Annotated in this window: 9 protein-coding genes and 4 pseudogenes; 4 read left to right on the forward strand and 9 right to left on the reverse strand. The window is 38.7% G+C overall.

Going from position 1 to position 15,338, the window contains the following annotated elements:
* Positions 1 to 21 precede the first annotated feature (21 nt).
* Together AACL31_RS09760 and AACL31_RS09765 are read left to right on the forward strand one after the other, a co-directional pair.
* Positions 22 to 459, forward strand: a complete 438-nt coding sequence (locus tag AACL31_RS09760; protein ID WP_310511913.1) for a hypothetical protein — start codon at positions 22 to 24, stop codon at positions 457 to 459.
* A gap of 97 nt (positions 460 to 556) precedes the next feature.
* Positions 557 to 1,863: pseudogene (locus AACL31_RS09765) on the forward strand (inosine/guanosine kinase).
* A gap of 51 nt (positions 1,864 to 1,914) precedes the next feature.
* Here the strand turns inward: AACL31_RS09765 and ybaL are convergent.
* Positions 1,915 to 3,660, reverse strand: coding sequence for a YbaL family putative K(+) efflux transporter (gene ybaL, locus AACL31_RS09770; RefSeq protein WP_310511914.1), 1,746 nt, complete (start codon positions 3,658 to 3,660; stop codon positions 1,915 to 1,917).
* Positions 3,661 to 4,543: 883 nt separating this feature from the next.
* Between ybaL and AACL31_RS09775 the strand changes: the two are divergent.
* Positions 4,544 to 6,045: pseudogene (locus AACL31_RS09775) on the forward strand (bifunctional UDP-sugar hydrolase/5'-nucleotidase).
* Positions 6,046 to 6,056: 11 nt separating this feature from the next.
* On the opposite strand, the gene ybaK reads toward AACL31_RS09775, so the two are convergent.
* The 3 genes from ybaK to copA all read right to left on the reverse strand — a co-directional run bounded on the left by ybaK (position 6,057) and on the right by copA (position 10,316).
* Complete coding sequence (gene ybaK / locus AACL31_RS09780) at positions 6,057 to 6,491, reverse strand: Cys-tRNA(Pro) deacylase (RefSeq protein ID WP_339053959.1); 435 nt, start codon at positions 6,489 to 6,491, stop codon at positions 6,057 to 6,059.
* A gap of 143 nt (positions 6,492 to 6,634) precedes the next feature.
* Positions 6,635 to 7,450, reverse strand: a complete 816-nt coding sequence (locus AACL31_RS09785) for a TraB/GumN family protein (RefSeq protein ID WP_310511915.1) — start codon at positions 7,448 to 7,450, stop codon at positions 6,635 to 6,637.
* Between the two features lie 148 nt (positions 7,451 to 7,598).
* Positions 7,599 to 10,316 (reverse strand): copper-exporting P-type ATPase CopA, encoded by a 2,718-nt coding sequence (gene copA, locus AACL31_RS09790; RefSeq protein WP_339053960.1) that lies wholly within the window; start codon positions 10,314 to 10,316, stop codon positions 7,599 to 7,601.
* Between the two features lie 130 nt (positions 10,317 to 10,446).
* On the opposite strand from copA, the pseudogene cueR reads away from it, so the two are divergent.
* Positions 10,447 to 10,846, forward strand: a pseudogene (cueR, locus tag AACL31_RS09795) (Cu(I)-responsive transcriptional regulator).
* On the opposite strand, the gene AACL31_RS09800 reads toward cueR, so the two are convergent.
* The 5 genes and pseudogenes from AACL31_RS09800 to AACL31_RS09820 form a co-directional block, all read right to left on the reverse strand.
* Positions 10,812 to 11,294 carry an NfeD family protein gene (locus tag AACL31_RS09800; protein WP_310511916.1) on the reverse strand — a complete coding sequence of 161 codons (483 nt, stop codon included), beginning with the start codon at positions 11,292 to 11,294 and terminating at the stop codon, positions 10,812 to 10,814. The pseudogene cueR and the gene AACL31_RS09800 sit on opposite strands and share 35 nt — an antisense overlap.
* 16 nt (positions 11,295 to 11,310) lie before the next feature.
* Positions 11,311 to 12,250: pseudogene (locus tag AACL31_RS09805) on the reverse strand (SPFH domain-containing protein).
* 20 nt (positions 12,251 to 12,270) lie between these two features.
* On the reverse strand, positions 12,271 to 13,128 hold the full coding sequence (locus tag AACL31_RS09810; RefSeq protein WP_310511917.1) for a co-chaperone YbbN: 858 nt from the start codon (positions 13,126 to 13,128) through the stop codon (positions 12,271 to 12,273).
* An 80-nt stretch (positions 13,129 to 13,208) separates the two neighbouring features.
* The gene (locus tag AACL31_RS09815; RefSeq protein ID WP_310511918.1) at positions 13,209 to 13,976 is read right to left on the reverse strand and encodes an SDR family oxidoreductase; all 768 of its coding nucleotides are present in this window, start codon (positions 13,974 to 13,976) and stop codon (positions 13,209 to 13,211) included.
* 97 nt (positions 13,977 to 14,073) lie between these two features.
* A complete protein-coding gene (locus AACL31_RS09820; RefSeq protein ID WP_310511919.1) occupies positions 14,074 to 15,333 on the reverse strand; it encodes a CynX/NimT family MFS transporter in 1,260 nt (419 codons plus the stop codon).
* Positions 15,334 to 15,338: the final 5 nt, after the last annotated feature.

Genomic DNA, 15,338 nt, shown 5'->3' on the forward strand with positions numbered 1-15,338 from the left:
AAAGGTAAATATGCTATTAAGTTGACGGCTTTAAAAAATGCTAATCGGGTTGCGGTTCAGCGGCTGAAGAATTCGTTAACAATAGCTCAATCTGTTGGAGTTAAAAAACCGGTTTCAACTACTCATAACTTTATTCAGGATGATTTAGATTATCCTATTGCATTAGGTTCAGAAGCTTTAGCTAAAAAGTTAGCTATTATTGAACAGGATAATGATCAGCTACCATTAGATCCTGAACTTTTAAATAGCCAACAATATATCCAACAATTACAGGCGTTAAACACTAAAGATATTTGGTTCCAGCCGGTGAAATATATACAAAAGCCAACTTTACCGCTTGCTAAACAGGCACCCAAGCAAATGTATATGGTTGTATTAGCTGGACTAGCCGGTTTAATTTTGGGTTGTGTTTATGTTTTATTACGTCATATGATAAATAGCCGCAAGCAACAAGTCTGATAAGATAATTTTATATAAGCGGCAGGTAATTTTCCTGCTGCTGAATAATGTTAGTTATGTTAGACTTGCTCCTTTCGTTATTACTAATCTACCTATTATGAAATTCCCTGGTCAACGTAAGTCCAAGCACTATTTTCCTGTTAGTCTCCGAGATCCCTTATTATCCAATCAAGAGTTAATCAATAGTGACAGTGATCATGCATATATAGTTGGTATAGATCAAACTTTGGTTGATATTGAAGCAAAAGTTGATGATGATTTTATTCAGCGTTATCAACTTAGTCAGGGGCACTCACTCGTTATTGAAGAGACTACTGCTGAAGAGCTTTATCGTGAGTTAACGGAGCGCAATCTTATTAGTCATGAATTTGCTGGTGGCACGATAGGGAATACTTTACATAATTACTCGTTATTAGCTGATGATAGATCTGTGTTATTGGGTACGATGTGTAATAACATTCAAATTGGCAGCTATGCCTATCGTTATTTATGCCATACTTCGAGCCGGATGGATTTAAATTATTTACAGGGTGTTGATGGTCCGATTGGTCGCTGTTTTACCTTAATTACGGAAAATGGTGAACGAACATTTGCAATTGTCCAGGGTTAATGAACCAATTGCGTCCTGATAGTATTCCAGAGCAAATTATTGCAGAAGCATCAGCACTGGTTATTACTGCTTATCTTGTCCGCTGCCAACCTGGTGAACCGATGCCTGCCGCAACAATGCAAGCAATAGAATATGCTAAAAAACATGATGTGCCGGTGGTACTGACATTGGGCACTAAATTTGTTATTGCCGATGATCCCTCCTTTTGGCAAGATTTTCTCGCTAAATATGTTTCTGTTGTGGCAATGAATGAAGATGAAGCGTTAGAGTTGACGGGGATCAAAGATCCCTTATTAGCTGCCGATAAAGTGCTTGATTGGGTTGATCTGGTGCTTTGTACCGCCGGTGCTGATGGACTCTACATGGCTGGTTATACCGAATCAACCTATAAAAGAGAAACTCAGCATCCTCTATTGTCTGGCGCGATTGAGCAATTTAATCGTTATGAATTTAGCCGGGCGATGAGGAAAAAAGAGTGTCAGCTTCCTTTTAGGATCTATTCACATATTGAGCCTTATATGGGTGGGCCAGAAAAAATCATGAATACCAATGGAGCTGGTGATGGTGCACTGTCTGCTTTATTACACGATATTACCGCCAATCGTTTTCATCGTTTAAATATACCTAATTCAACAAAACATTTTTTGCCCTACCTGACATATTCTTCCTTAGCACAGGTGTGTAAATATGCTAATAGAGTAAGTTATCAGGTACTTATTCAACATTCACCACGTTTAACGCGAAGTTTGCCTGAAAAAGAAGATAGTTTAGAGGAATCTTACTGGGAAAGGTAATTAAATAAAATCAGGAGAAAGCCAATATTTCCCCTGATTTATTTTTATCGGCTAGTTAGAAGCATCAGGTTTTAAGTATTTATCTAAATCTTTAGTGCCTGATAATAAATTATCGTCATTATTAATGGTACAGCCTACTGTTTTCTTTTTAGACAGGAAATGTGCCATGGTTTTGGCTATTTCATGTTCACCAACAACGATGTGATTTGCGCCACGTTCACGAATATATCTAACTTTATCATCATAGTGGGCACGAACAATAATAGTGATATCAGGGTTTAATGACCTAGCCTTTTCAATAATTTGTCCAGCTTCATAACCATTTGGAACGGTGACTAATAGTGTTTGGGCACAATCTATGCGAGCCAGCTTCATTAGTGCTTTATTTACAGCATTGCCAATTAGTGAACGGAAGCCATTTTTAGCTAATTCTTCAAATCGGGCGCGTGTATTTTCGATAACGACAATCGGGATATCTTTTTGGCGTAATTTTTCAGCCAGAATAGTACCAACACGACCATAACCAACAATAATTGCATGACCGCAAATATCGACAGGAATTTGTGCGACTTCTTCCTGCGTTTCATCTAATAATTCTTCCTCTGTTGTTTCGGTTTTTTTCAGATAACGGTCAAGTAAGCTAAATAGTAATGGATTAATCATAATAGATACGATAGCACCAGCTAAAACCAGGTTTGGCGCTTGACTATCAAATACATTGAGAGTTATTCCCATTCCGGCCAGGATGAAAGAGAATTCACCGATTTGTGCCAGACTTATTGCGATAGTTAAGGCGGTTCGGCGGCTATGACCAAATAGTCTCACTAACAGTAATGCGGCGAGTGATTTACCAATAGTAATAATTGCTAAAACCGCCAATACCGCGAGTGGATGTTTTATTAATATGATAGGGTCTAGAAGCATACCAACCGATACAAAAAACAGAACTGCAAATGCATCTCGCAAAGGTAGTGTATCTTGTGCAGCTCGATGACTTAATTCAGATTCATTTAGGATCATACCGGCGAAAAATGCGCCAAGGGCAAAAGAAGCATTAAATAGAGTTACCGCGGCATAGGCAATACCGAGTGCTAGTACTAAAACCGCTAGTGTGAATAATTCACGAGAACCGGTTGCCGCAGTACGGGCTAGCATCCATGGAATAAGTTGGCGACCGATGAGAAGAGTAATGATGATAAAAATAGCCACTTTACCAACGGTAATGGTTAATTTAATGGCGAGCTCACTAAAACTGGCATTATTACTATCGAGAATACCGGCAATTGCTGGCAGCAATACCAGGGTCAAGACCATGACTAAATCTTCGACAATCAGCCAGCCAATGGCAATTCGGCCTCGTTTACTATCGATCAGTTGACGTTCTTCTAATGCTCTTAATAGCACTACAGTACTGGCTGTTGAGAGACAAAGACCAAAAACAATACCAGCAAATATACCCCAACCAAATAGCATGGCTAAACCAAGACCTAATAAGGTGGCAGTAATTATTTGAGCGATAGCACCAGGAATAGCAATCGATTTTACGGCTAAAAGATCTTTTAAGGAAAAATGTAAGCCAACACCAAACATCAATAATATAACACCAATTTCGGCGAGTTCACTGGCTAAATTTGTATTTGCAACAAAACCTGGCGTAAATGGACCAATAAGAACACCGGCCAATAAATAGCCGACTAACGGTGATATTCTTAGCCGTTGTGCAATCATACCAAATAGATAGGCAAGAGCTAAACCACCAACAATTGTTGTGATGAGGGATGATGCTGAATGATCCATTAAATCTCCTCTTTTTGGGATGACAAAATACGTCATGTAGAATTCAAGCTTATTTTATCTGCTATAGACTAAAAAAGCGCTAAAAAATTACGTTATAAATAATAAAAAAGCAGTTAACGATAAAAAGAAAACAAATAGCTTGTTTTTTTTATAAAAATGCCAAGTAAATAACCATATTAACTATTATAACTATAATTTATTATTTTATAATATATTATAATATAAACTATTATTCTTTTTTTTATTCTTATTTGGTAATGATGTGGTCAAAAAAAATGATAATGATAAAAAATCCAGGTTGAATTAATTAATCCAATACACTTTCTGTGTAATATAATTTTAACTGCTGAAACGATGTCAATTGTCTCCAAAGGTTAATGCAAAGGGTATTTATCAATCATCTCAGCAATAGAATCATTAGGTTGATACTTTTACATTTTGGATATAATTAGCAAAATGATGTATAAAATAACAAGTATAGTAGTTATTTATGCTCATAAAATAAAAAAATTTGCAAAAATCAAAATGAATTGATTGATTATTTTTTGACTGAGCATTTTTATTGCCATTTAGGCTAACAATAACAACGATTATCTAATGTTTTTCATATGGTTTTATTATGTTTTTCAGTGAATTAACTGAATTAAAATAATCATTATCCACTATTCCTTTAGCAATAGCGATTCAGTCTCTATTTTGTTATTTAATTGAGATTATGACTAGCAATACTTTTATCTTGCGTAATGGCCAGAACGATTTATGTTGTAATAATCAAATAAAATATTTAGTAAATAACAAAATAGAGACTTATTTTTATAGGATATAAAATAAATTATTTGATGAAATACAGAGGGTATAAATTTTTAATGGTGTGGAGACAGATATGCGATTGTCACTTAAGACTTCCCTGGGTGGGATAATGTTATTTTTATGGTTGTTATTAAGTCCAACCGCAATTGCATGGCAAAAAGATAAAACTTACTCTATCACAATATTACATACCAATGATCATCATGGCCATTTTTGGCATAACAAAAACGGAGAATATGGGTTAACAGCGCAAAAAACATTAGTTGCAGAAATTCGCCATGAAGTTGCAAAAAAAGGGGGAATTGTTTTACTGCTTTCCGGTGGAGATATTAACACAGGTGTGCCTGAATCCGATTTGCAAGATGCTAAACCAGATATTAAAGGCATGAATATGATTGGTTATGACGCAATGGCAATTGGTAATCATGAGTTTGATAAACCTTTGGCGATCTTACGCAAACAACAACAATGGGCAACTTTTCCTTTTTTGTCAGCCAATATTTATCAAACCAGTACTGGCCAGAGATTATTCAAACCCTATCTTATTTTTAATAAACAGGGCATTAAAATTGCCGTTATTGGTTTAACTACCGACGATACGTGAACATGGTTCTAATGCTCCTGGTGATGTTGAAAGGCGCGTAGTTTACCGACTGGATATTTGGATATGATAGTGGGCGGTCATTCTCAAGATCCCGTTTGTATGTCCGTCAGCAGGACAAATTACAAACAAGTTGATTATGTGCCTGGTACATTATGTATCCCAGATCGCCAAAATGGAACTTGGATTGTGCAGGCTCATGAATGGGGAAAATATGTTGGGCGGGCTGATTTTGAATTTAAAAATTGCAAATTTATTTTAACCCGGTATCGACTTATTCCTATTAATTTAAAAAAGAAACGGCTTAATGAAGATGGTTCGACAGAGTTAACTCTTTATACACGAGAAATTCCGCCCGATGTTGATATGGTAAAATTACTTTCTCCGTTTCAGACAAAAGGCCGTCAACAATTAGATATGAAATTAGGTTTCGTTGATGGTCGATTACAAGGTTCCCGCAACAAAATACGTTTTGAGCAAACTAATTTGGCACGGCTGATTTTAGCGTCGCAAGTGGAACGTGTAAATGCCGACTTTGCCATTATGAGCAGTGGCATGATCCGTAATTCTATTGAACGAGGTGAGATCAGTTATCGACAAGTATTTAAGGTTTTACCTTTTGCTAATCATGTAGCCTATGTTGATTTTAATGGTCAGGAAGTGAAAAATTATTTGGCCGCCGTTGCTAGTATGACGCCAGGTTCGGGGGCTTATGCCCAATTCTATAATATCAGTTTAATTCGTCATAAAGATGGCACGATTACAGATATTAAAATAGCGGTCAGCCACTAGATATTAAAAAGCATTATCGGATGGCAACACTAGATTTTATTGCTTTTGGTGGTGATGGTTACCCGAAAATTAGCCATCATCCAAATTATGTCAACACTGAGGTATTAAAGCATTTTATTGAAAAACATGCGCCGTTAAAAGTTAATGATTATGCGCCCGGTAAAGAAATTATTAATCATTGATTAATTCGGTATTATTTATCACTTTTTATATTGGCAAAAATTGCATTTAATAAATGAGCTAAATCGTTGGGATCAAGTTCAATCTCAAGTCCTCTTTTTCCACCTGAAATATAAATAGTAGCAAATTGCTTGGCTTGTTCATCAATAATGATTGGCAGACATTTTTTTTGTCCTAATGGACTAATTCCGCCTAATAAATAGCCTGTTATTTTTTGGGCGATTTGAGGATCAACCATTTCTGCTTTTTTGACGTTAAATGTGCTGGCAACGCGTTTCAAATTAAGTTGTCCAGATACCGGTGTGATAGCAACGATGAGATGTTTGCTATTTCCATTTAATGCTACCAGTAGCGTTTTAAATACTTGCCTGGCATCAAGCGCCAATTTTTCCACCGCCTCTTGACCGAAATGATGTAGATGAGCGTCATGTTTATAGCTATGTAGCACATATTTGATTCTGTTTTTTTGCAATAAGTTAATAGCGGGGGGTCATATAAAAACCTTATTTTAGGTAATGTTATAGCGGGTGGTTAAATTGCCATTTTATTATTTTGATTGGCAATATCGCTTAAATAAAAACTGGAATTGAATTAATCGATTTGTCGTTTAAATAAGTTAGCAAGGTTGTTGTCGCCATATAAATGTAAAGCGCCAACGGCCACGACATAATGACCCGCTGACAATTTTTTTAACTTTTGACACCATAATAAATTACGTTCTTGCATTAATAACTGATAAACATCATCACGAAAGGTTCTCGGTAATTTTAAATTCAGCTCAGGTTTGAAGTTTATCCACCAACTCAACATTATCTGTAGCGAACGAGCATTAGAGCGCCAATATGTCAAGGTATCTTCCAATAAAGATTGTCCATTATTAGGTAAATTCATGAGGAGCTCGATTTGAGAGGCGGCACCTTCTAGTTCAATGATCGGTTTCTGCTGTTGCTGTGCAACTTGCAGCAGTTGATAATCTATCCCGTATTGAGGAAATAATCCTAGGCTCTGCGCTTGATTGGCTTGTAAGAACAACGCAATTTGCCAGTCAGCAAGAGCATCTAATTGTTCGTAGTGCAGTTTGATTTCTTGGCAATAATGTTTAAATTTCAGATATAGTGAAGGTGAAAGCCGTTGTTTGACCGGTGGGCAAGGGATATCAGGATTGTTAGTTAAGGGAGGCACGGTATCAGTAATGTCGGCTTCAACAATCAAAGCATCGCATTGATTGAGTTTGTTTATTAGAGTTTGAGGTAGCGGGAACATATTTTTGCTAGCCATATGAATACTACCAACGAGATGCAGATGAATATTTCCGGCCAGGCTAACATCATAAGCAGGATAAGGATAATGCTTAGTCTTATTGGCAATCAAATATTTTTTTAGCCTAGATAATACAGGCTCTACCATTCTTCATTTCCCCTTAACACAAAAATTGCTCATTGCCAGTTTAATAGGTTAACTGTTTTTAATCATTGAGTACAAGATTTTCTATGCTTTATAAAAAACGGTAACTGAATTTTAGTCACCGTTTTGTTAACTGGTGGATGATAATTTATTACTTAGATTTAAATCGCAATAAACGATTTGCATTACTAACGACAGTAATTGATGACAATGCCATAGCGACACTAGCAATAACCGGATTAAGTAAGGTTCCAGTAAATGGATAAAATAGACCTGCTGCGATGGGGATGCCCAGCGTGTTGTAAATAAACGCACCAAACAGATTTTGTTTCATATTATGCAAAGTCCCTTGGGCAATTTGCACCGCATCAGCAACACTATGTAAGTTATGATTAATTAATGTGATAGCGGCTGTTTCAATTGCAATATCACTACCGCTCCCCATGGCAATACCAACATCAGCACGAGCTAGAGCAGGGGCGTCATTAATGCCATCACCAATCATGGCAACTTTATGACCACTCTTTTGTAGTTGTGCGATGACGGCTGCTTTTTTATCGGGCAATACACCGGCAAACACTTGGTCGATTCCCAATTCTTTAGCAGTGGCATTGGCAGTGATTGGATTATCACCGGTTAACATGATCAATTGATATTTTTGCTTATGTAGCCGCTGTAAAGCGCTAATGGCGGTTTCTCGTAGTGGATCTCGAATTGAAAATAAAGCAGCTAATTGATTATCAATGGCCAGTAAGACCGGAGTGATCCCATTACTGGCTTGTTTAGCAATTAATTGATCAACTTGTTGGCTGCTAATCGAGTATTGTGACATCAGGGCCTGGGTGCCTAACAAAATTGTTTTATTGTCGATTTCACCTTTCACTCCGGCGCCGGCTAAAGTGCGGAACTGATTTACCTCTGGTAACGATAACCCAACGCTTTTCGCTAAAATCGCATTCGCTAATGGATGATTAGCACCTTGCTCAAGGGCGCCAGCAATGGCTAGTACTTGGGATTGTTCAAATTGATTAAAAGTATGAATTTCTGTGACTTCAGGTTTACCTAGCGTCAATGTTCCGGTTTTATCGAAAACTAAGGTGTCTAGGTTGCTAGCTTGTTGTAAGGCTTCGGCATCGCGTATTAGAGCGCCGTATTCTGCAGCGCGAGCAACACCCGCAATAATTGACATTGGCGTTGCTAGACCAAGTGCACATGGGCAGGCGATGATGAGTACGCTGGTGGTAACTATTAATGCATAGCTGATTTGAGGTGATGGTCCAAAAAAATACCAGATAGTTCCGGCAATTAAGGCAATTATGATCACAGTAGGGACGAAAATAGCGGCGATTTTATCAGCCAGTAGTCCTATTGCTGGTTTACTGCTTTGTGCTTGGCGCACTAATTTAATAATGCGTGCTAAGGTGGTATATTGGCCGACTGCCGAAACCCGCAATAATGCAGTACCATCTTGTACCACCGTTCCTGCATGTACTTTTTCACCTACGGTCCTATATTGTGCAATAGCTTCCCCAGTTAATATGGATTCATCTAGCCAAATTTCACCGCTAGTCAGCTCACCGTCAACGGGAATGCGATCACCGGTAGTTAGACGTAATGCCATACCTTGTTCAACTTGTGACAGTTGCACTCTATTTTCGCCCTTTTCACTAATAACCAGTGCAGTGGGTGGCGTGAGATCAAGTAACCGCCTTAGTGCATTTGATGAACGTTGACGGGCACCTTGTTCTAATGCATGGCCAAGATTAATTAAACCAATGATCATTAGACTGGCTTCATAATAAAGATGACGAGCCTGGAAAGGAAATTTATCTGGCCACAAATTAACGCTAATTGAATATAGCCAGGCGGCACCGGTTCCAAGTGCGACCAGGGTGTCCATTGTCGCACTGCCATTTTTTAGACTTCTCCAGGCGTTATAATAAAAATGGCCACCAGTTAAAACCATGATAATCAGAGTGAGCAGACCAATAAGCAGCCAGCTAAATTGATTTTCTTCACTTAACATCATATGGTTGCCAATCATGCCCCAAATCATAACGGCGATACCAATTAGTAGTGCTAAAGCGGCTTGCCAACGAAATTTGCGTATAGTGTCCTTGGTTAGCTGCTGTTGTTTTTCTCGATGTTCCATTTCATTGTCAATGATTTCGGCGTCATAACCCACTTTTTGCACCGCTTGAATTAATGCGTGATGTTTAGCTTGTCCGGTGATTAGAGCACTGCGTTCGGCTAAATTAACCTGAGAGTTTTGTACGCCTGGAATACTAAGTAACGCTTTTTGTACTTTATTAACGCAGCTGGCACATGTCATACCATTGATGAGTAATTGTATTGTCTCACTATCAATATTTACTTTCTCAAGTCTATCTGATGCAGTTTGTTTGCTAACTGTTTGGGTTGTCTCGGGTGATAGTGTGGCTGATTGTTGGCGAATGGAAGGATTGCTTGCTGTTTCCAATGTCGCTTGGTAGCCGGCCGATTTAACCGCCGCAATTAGCTCTGTGGGCTTGGCAGTACCAAAAATTTGAGCTGTTTGAGTGGTTACTATGGCGGCGGCAACACCACTGATATTTTCCAATGTTTGTTGTGTTTTATTGACACAGTTGCGGCAATTGAGCCCTGTAAGCTGTAGCTTAATATCAGGTTGTGTTGCCACTTTCCCTTGGTAACCGGCTTGTTCGATGGTTTTAATTATATCTTGTACTGAAGCAGAACCGGTAACTTTGGCATAATTAAGTGTAACGGCAACTTGTTGTATGTCTGGCAGTGCTTCCAGCGCTTTAGTTAGCTTGCTAATACAATTGGAGCAAGTCAGTCCTTGTAGTGCTAGAATGGTGATATTAGGCATGATTGACACTCCTAATGCATACAATAAATTAATTGGTATAATGCTAATTACGTCCTAACATTATGGCTGAAATAACCTGGATTATGATAAAGGTTAAACCTTCTAGTAAGGGTAAGGTCAAGGAGAAATAATGAATATTACTCAAGTTGCAGAGAAAACGGGATTAAGTGCCAAGACAATTCGGTTTTATGAGGAAAAGTCATTAATTACTCCGCCAGCGAGAAGTGAAAATGGCTATCGCCATTATCAACCTGCTCACTTGGAAGAATTAACATTATTAAAGCAAGCCAGAGAGGTTGGATTTACGTTAAAAGAGTGTCGGAAATTACTTGAACTTTTCCGTAATCCACGTCGCCACAGTGCGGATATAAAAGCGGCGACGTTAAATAAAATTAGTGAAATTGAAAAAACCATTACCGAACTTAATCTGATCCGCGATAGCTTGCTTTCATTGGTTGCATCGTGTCCAGGGGATGACAATGCAATAATGCCCGATTATTGATCATCTGGTTGGTCATCATGTTGATTAGACCAAACCGGTTTGACGGTTAGCGTAATACCATTGACATCAATCACTTCGACTTCAGTGTTAGCTAATAATTGCTGAGAACAATAAACCCGCCAGCTACCATCAGCCAGTCGTATTCTGCTATAGCCATTATTGGTATCTGAGATTAAACGTGCTTTTGTGCCAATTAATTGATGTTGCTTTTGATTAGGTTCATCGGGCATTGATTTATTACGTATGCTAAGCCATTTACGCCAACCCAATACAGAAAGAATGATCATAATGGCAAATAATAGACCTTGCCAATCCCAACTCATTTCAGGTATAAGCCAGGTAATAAGCGCCATGATAACGGCAGCAACACCAGACCAGAGTAGATAACCGCCGGCACCGAGTAGCTCAGCAATTAGCAGTAATCCACCTAAACAGAGCCAAAACCAGGCTGGTTGCGCAATTATTTGCTCAAGCATCGTTTAATACCTCTAGTTATGTTTGATTGCTTTTTTGGCTATCGTGTTTTTTGTTGTCTTGAAATAGTTCACTGATGCCACCAATAGCACCCATTAAATTACTTGCTTCAAGCGGCATCATAATCACTTTGCTGTTATCAGCTTTACCAATATTGGTTAGCCCCTCGGTATATTTTTGTGCAATAAAATAGTTTATCGCCTGCATATCACCATTGGCAATGGCATTAGAGACCATTTGGGTTGCTTTGGCTTCGGCTTCTGCCGCGCGCTCTCGCTTCAGCATGTAGAAATGCTGATTGACGTTCACCTTCCGCTTTTAAAATTTGTGACTGCTTTTCACCTTCAGCTTTTAGAATAGCTGCCTGGCGTATCCCTTCAGCCTCAAGAATGTCAGCGCGCTTAGTTCGCTCTGCTTTCATTTGCGCATTCATGGCATTAATTAATTCTTTCGGCGGCCGAACATCACGGATTTCAATCCGGGTGATTTTAAGCCCCCAGGTATTGGTAGCTTCATCGACAATATGCAGTAAACGACCATTGATTACATCTCGTTGAGACAAAATTTCATCCAGTTCCATTGCACCTAATACCGTACGAATATTGGTCATGGTGAGATTAATTACAGATAATTCAAGGTTATTCACTTCGTATGCGGCACGAACGGGATCAACAACTTGAATAAAGCAAACGGCATCAATAGTGACATTGGCATTATCTTTAGAAATAACTTCTTGCGATGAAATATCGAAAACTCGCTCCATCATGTTGATTTTTCTTCCAATTTTATCCATGAACGGAACAATGAAATGTAAACCCGGTAGTAGTGTACGGGTGTAGCGGCCAAAACGTTCAACCGTCCATTGAAAACCTTGTGGCACGGTTTTCACACAAGTTAAAACAATGACAATAGCAACAAAAATAATGATGGGTATGGCACCAAAAGAAAATAAGTCCATCGCGTTTTTCCTGTTTGATGTTAGTAAAGTAGTGAGTAAATTTGATGACGGTAGCGATTTGTTAAGGGATCACTAGAGCCTAAGGCAGATAAAATATCCATCATCGTTTTTTTCACAGAACCGTCTCCTGCCGACAAATCTTTCTTAAGAAATGTTAGCAAAATTTCTAATGCTTCTTCATTTCTATTTACTTCATGTAGTTTAAGTGCCAGTTGTACCGCTAGTTCTGCGTTTTCTGGCTGTTGAGCGAAGGTTTCTTGTAGTTGCTTAATTTCCGGTGTATCTGCGGCTTTCTTTTGTAGTTCAATTTGGGCTAATAAACCTTGATAACGGCTATCTTGATCTTGAATAGCAATGGTGTTCAAAATTTTCTGGCTTTCATCTAACTGATTGAGGGTAATTAATGCTTCTGCATAAGTTAGGCTAATGTCACTATTTTTAGGCGCTAGTTGATGAGCTTCTTTTAGCAAGGGCAAAGCTTCGGCGGTTTTTCCAGCGGCCATTAATTCAGTCGCTTGAGCAATTTTTAATTCTTCTGCTGTTGGTAGGACATGCGTTAACATTTCGCGGATAAATTCTTCAGATTGAGGTCCTTGAAAGCCATCAACCGGTTGACCTTGCTGTAATAAATAGACAGTTGGAATGGCACGTAATCCAAACTGAGCGGCAACCATTTGCTCGGTATCACAATTGACTTTTGCTAGCGTGAATTGGCCAGCATATTCAGCCGCTAATTTATCCAGCGTGGTACCTAAGGTTTGGCAATGAGGGCTTTGTGGTGACCAAAAATAGAAAACAACCGGTTGCGTCATTGATTGTTCGATGACTTGTTGCAGATTAGATTCGTTTACGTCGATGGCATAAGCAGCTGCTAGCATGATGTTTCTCTTAAATTATGTTCGGTGATCCCTATAAAATAAGCTCAAACTTGGTTATTTCAAGTGGAAAAAGATATTTGTTATGTTAAAAATTTATCCATTAACCGATCAGGTAATAGACGTTTCATAAAGGCAATAGCGTAAGTTAATAGTGTTACTGGGTAGCGAATTTTAGGCTTGGGACTCTCTAATGCATGGAGTAGTCGTTTGACAACGTGTTCTGGCGTTAATGCTAGCCTTGCAGCGATAGTTGGATTTTCAACCGGATTATCTTTGTTGGTTTGATCGACGTTGTCAGTAAAACGTGTCTTAATTGGGCCAGGTTCGATAATACAAACTTGTATACCCGAGCCTTTTAGTTCAAGACGAAGTGCATCTGACCAAGCCTCTAAAGCATGTTTACTGGCCGCGTAGGCTCCACGACCAGCAGAAGAGACAATTCCTAACACAGAGCTGGTCTGAATAATACGCCCTTCGTTATAAGGTAGCATGGCCGGTAGCAATAAAGTGGTGAGCTGATGGATACTAAAAAAATTAGAGGAAAACTGCTGCTCTAGTTGTTGTCGGCTGATGGTATTTAGTGAGCCATAGACACCATAACCGGCATTGTTAAATAAGGCATATAATCGGCCATTAGTTAATTCGATAACTTGTTGGGCTGCTTGTTTTACACTTTCTGCATTATCCATATCGATTTTAATCGGTTCAAAGCCTAGTGTTTTCATGGTAATTAAATCGGCTTCTTTACGACAACCCGCTAATATTCGATAACCTTTGGTTAGCAAAATTTTGGCAGCGCATAATCCAATACCACTTGAGGTTCCGGTAATAAAAATCACTCTTTTCATAGTTTTGATCTCAATAAAATTATCATTCTACGTATTAGTATTGATTCTTAATGCCAACAGATAAAGCGCTAAATAAGTAAAATAAGTCTGTTTTTAATTACAATTTGTAATTTTGTGGCAATCGCTGTACTGGCGGTTTCATGAATAATGTTAGTGATAAAATGATGAAAACAGGAATAGTAATAATTAAAAATGCCGGAGTAAAACTCGCTGTATAATCTTTTATTATTCCGCCGAAGAATGGGGCAAAACAGGCGCAAGTAGAGAGTAAGTTCATGACAGAAAAAAGCTCCAGGTATGGATCTCGACCAAAATAGTTAGCCAGTAAAACACTTGAGGCTAGAAAGGTCATGCCATAACCGACTCCAACACCAATAGTAAATAAGATTAGCCACAGCCAGGTTGTGGCAAAACTGAGGGCAATAAGTCCACAAATAATAATTATTAGACTGATTATTAATAATTTTTTGGGCTCTAGCTGCTCGCCGACTGCACCGCCAGCCAGGCGAGAGAAGGCGTTGATAAACGCCATTGCACTTAAGGAACCTGCGGCAATTGTTTCGCTAAAACCTTGTTCTATAATGTGGGCAACGGCAAAGCTATTAACGGTAATACCACACCAAAGAAAGGCGGTATAGCTAGCAGCAATGATATAAAATTGCCAGGTGCGTAGGGCACCACTGGCAGTCCATATTTCTTTCGTTTTGTAAATTGTTTCTGAAGAGTGTTGTGTCAATTTGTCAGCGATCGTTTTGGCATGTGAAATTTCACGTTGGCCTTCGCGTAAGGTTAATAGTGTAATAAAAACAACAATGGCCAAACAAAGCGCTGAAATGACCCAGTGTATGCGCCATGAACCCCAGACACGTGTTGCCAGAAAATAGATCCAAGGGCCGACCACACCGCCTAAGCCACCAATAGTGAAGTAGAAGCCAAAAGCGAGTGATTGTTTTTCAAACAATCGCGAAATAACATAAGTACCTGGTACCGTTGCTAAAAAAGTAAAGCCAATGCCTAACAAGGCAGTACCAGAAAAGTAATCAAATAAACTGGCGGTAGAATAGAGGCAATAAAAGCCAAGGATAAAAATAGTAAGGCCGAATAATAATGTTATTCGAAGACCCAGTTTAAGGATCATTAAGGTGGGTAGATAGCTTGATAAACCACAGGTTAATCCTAATATCGTGAACTCCAGTCCTGCTTCTGCCCAGTTCCAATTGAATTCATTAATCATGCTAGGTAGTACGACACCTAGAGAAGTGAAAGTGGTGGCTGTTGATAAGAAGTAAATTAATCCCAATAAAACTAACATATACCATGGGTAAATAGGACCAAATATTTGTTGTTGTGCAGGCATTATGA

The sequence above is a fragment of the Arsenophonus endosymbiont of Crataerina pallida genome (assembly GCF_964020125.1).
Classification (GTDB): Bacteria; Pseudomonadota; Gammaproteobacteria; order Enterobacterales; family Enterobacteriaceae; genus Arsenophonus; species Arsenophonus nilaparvatae.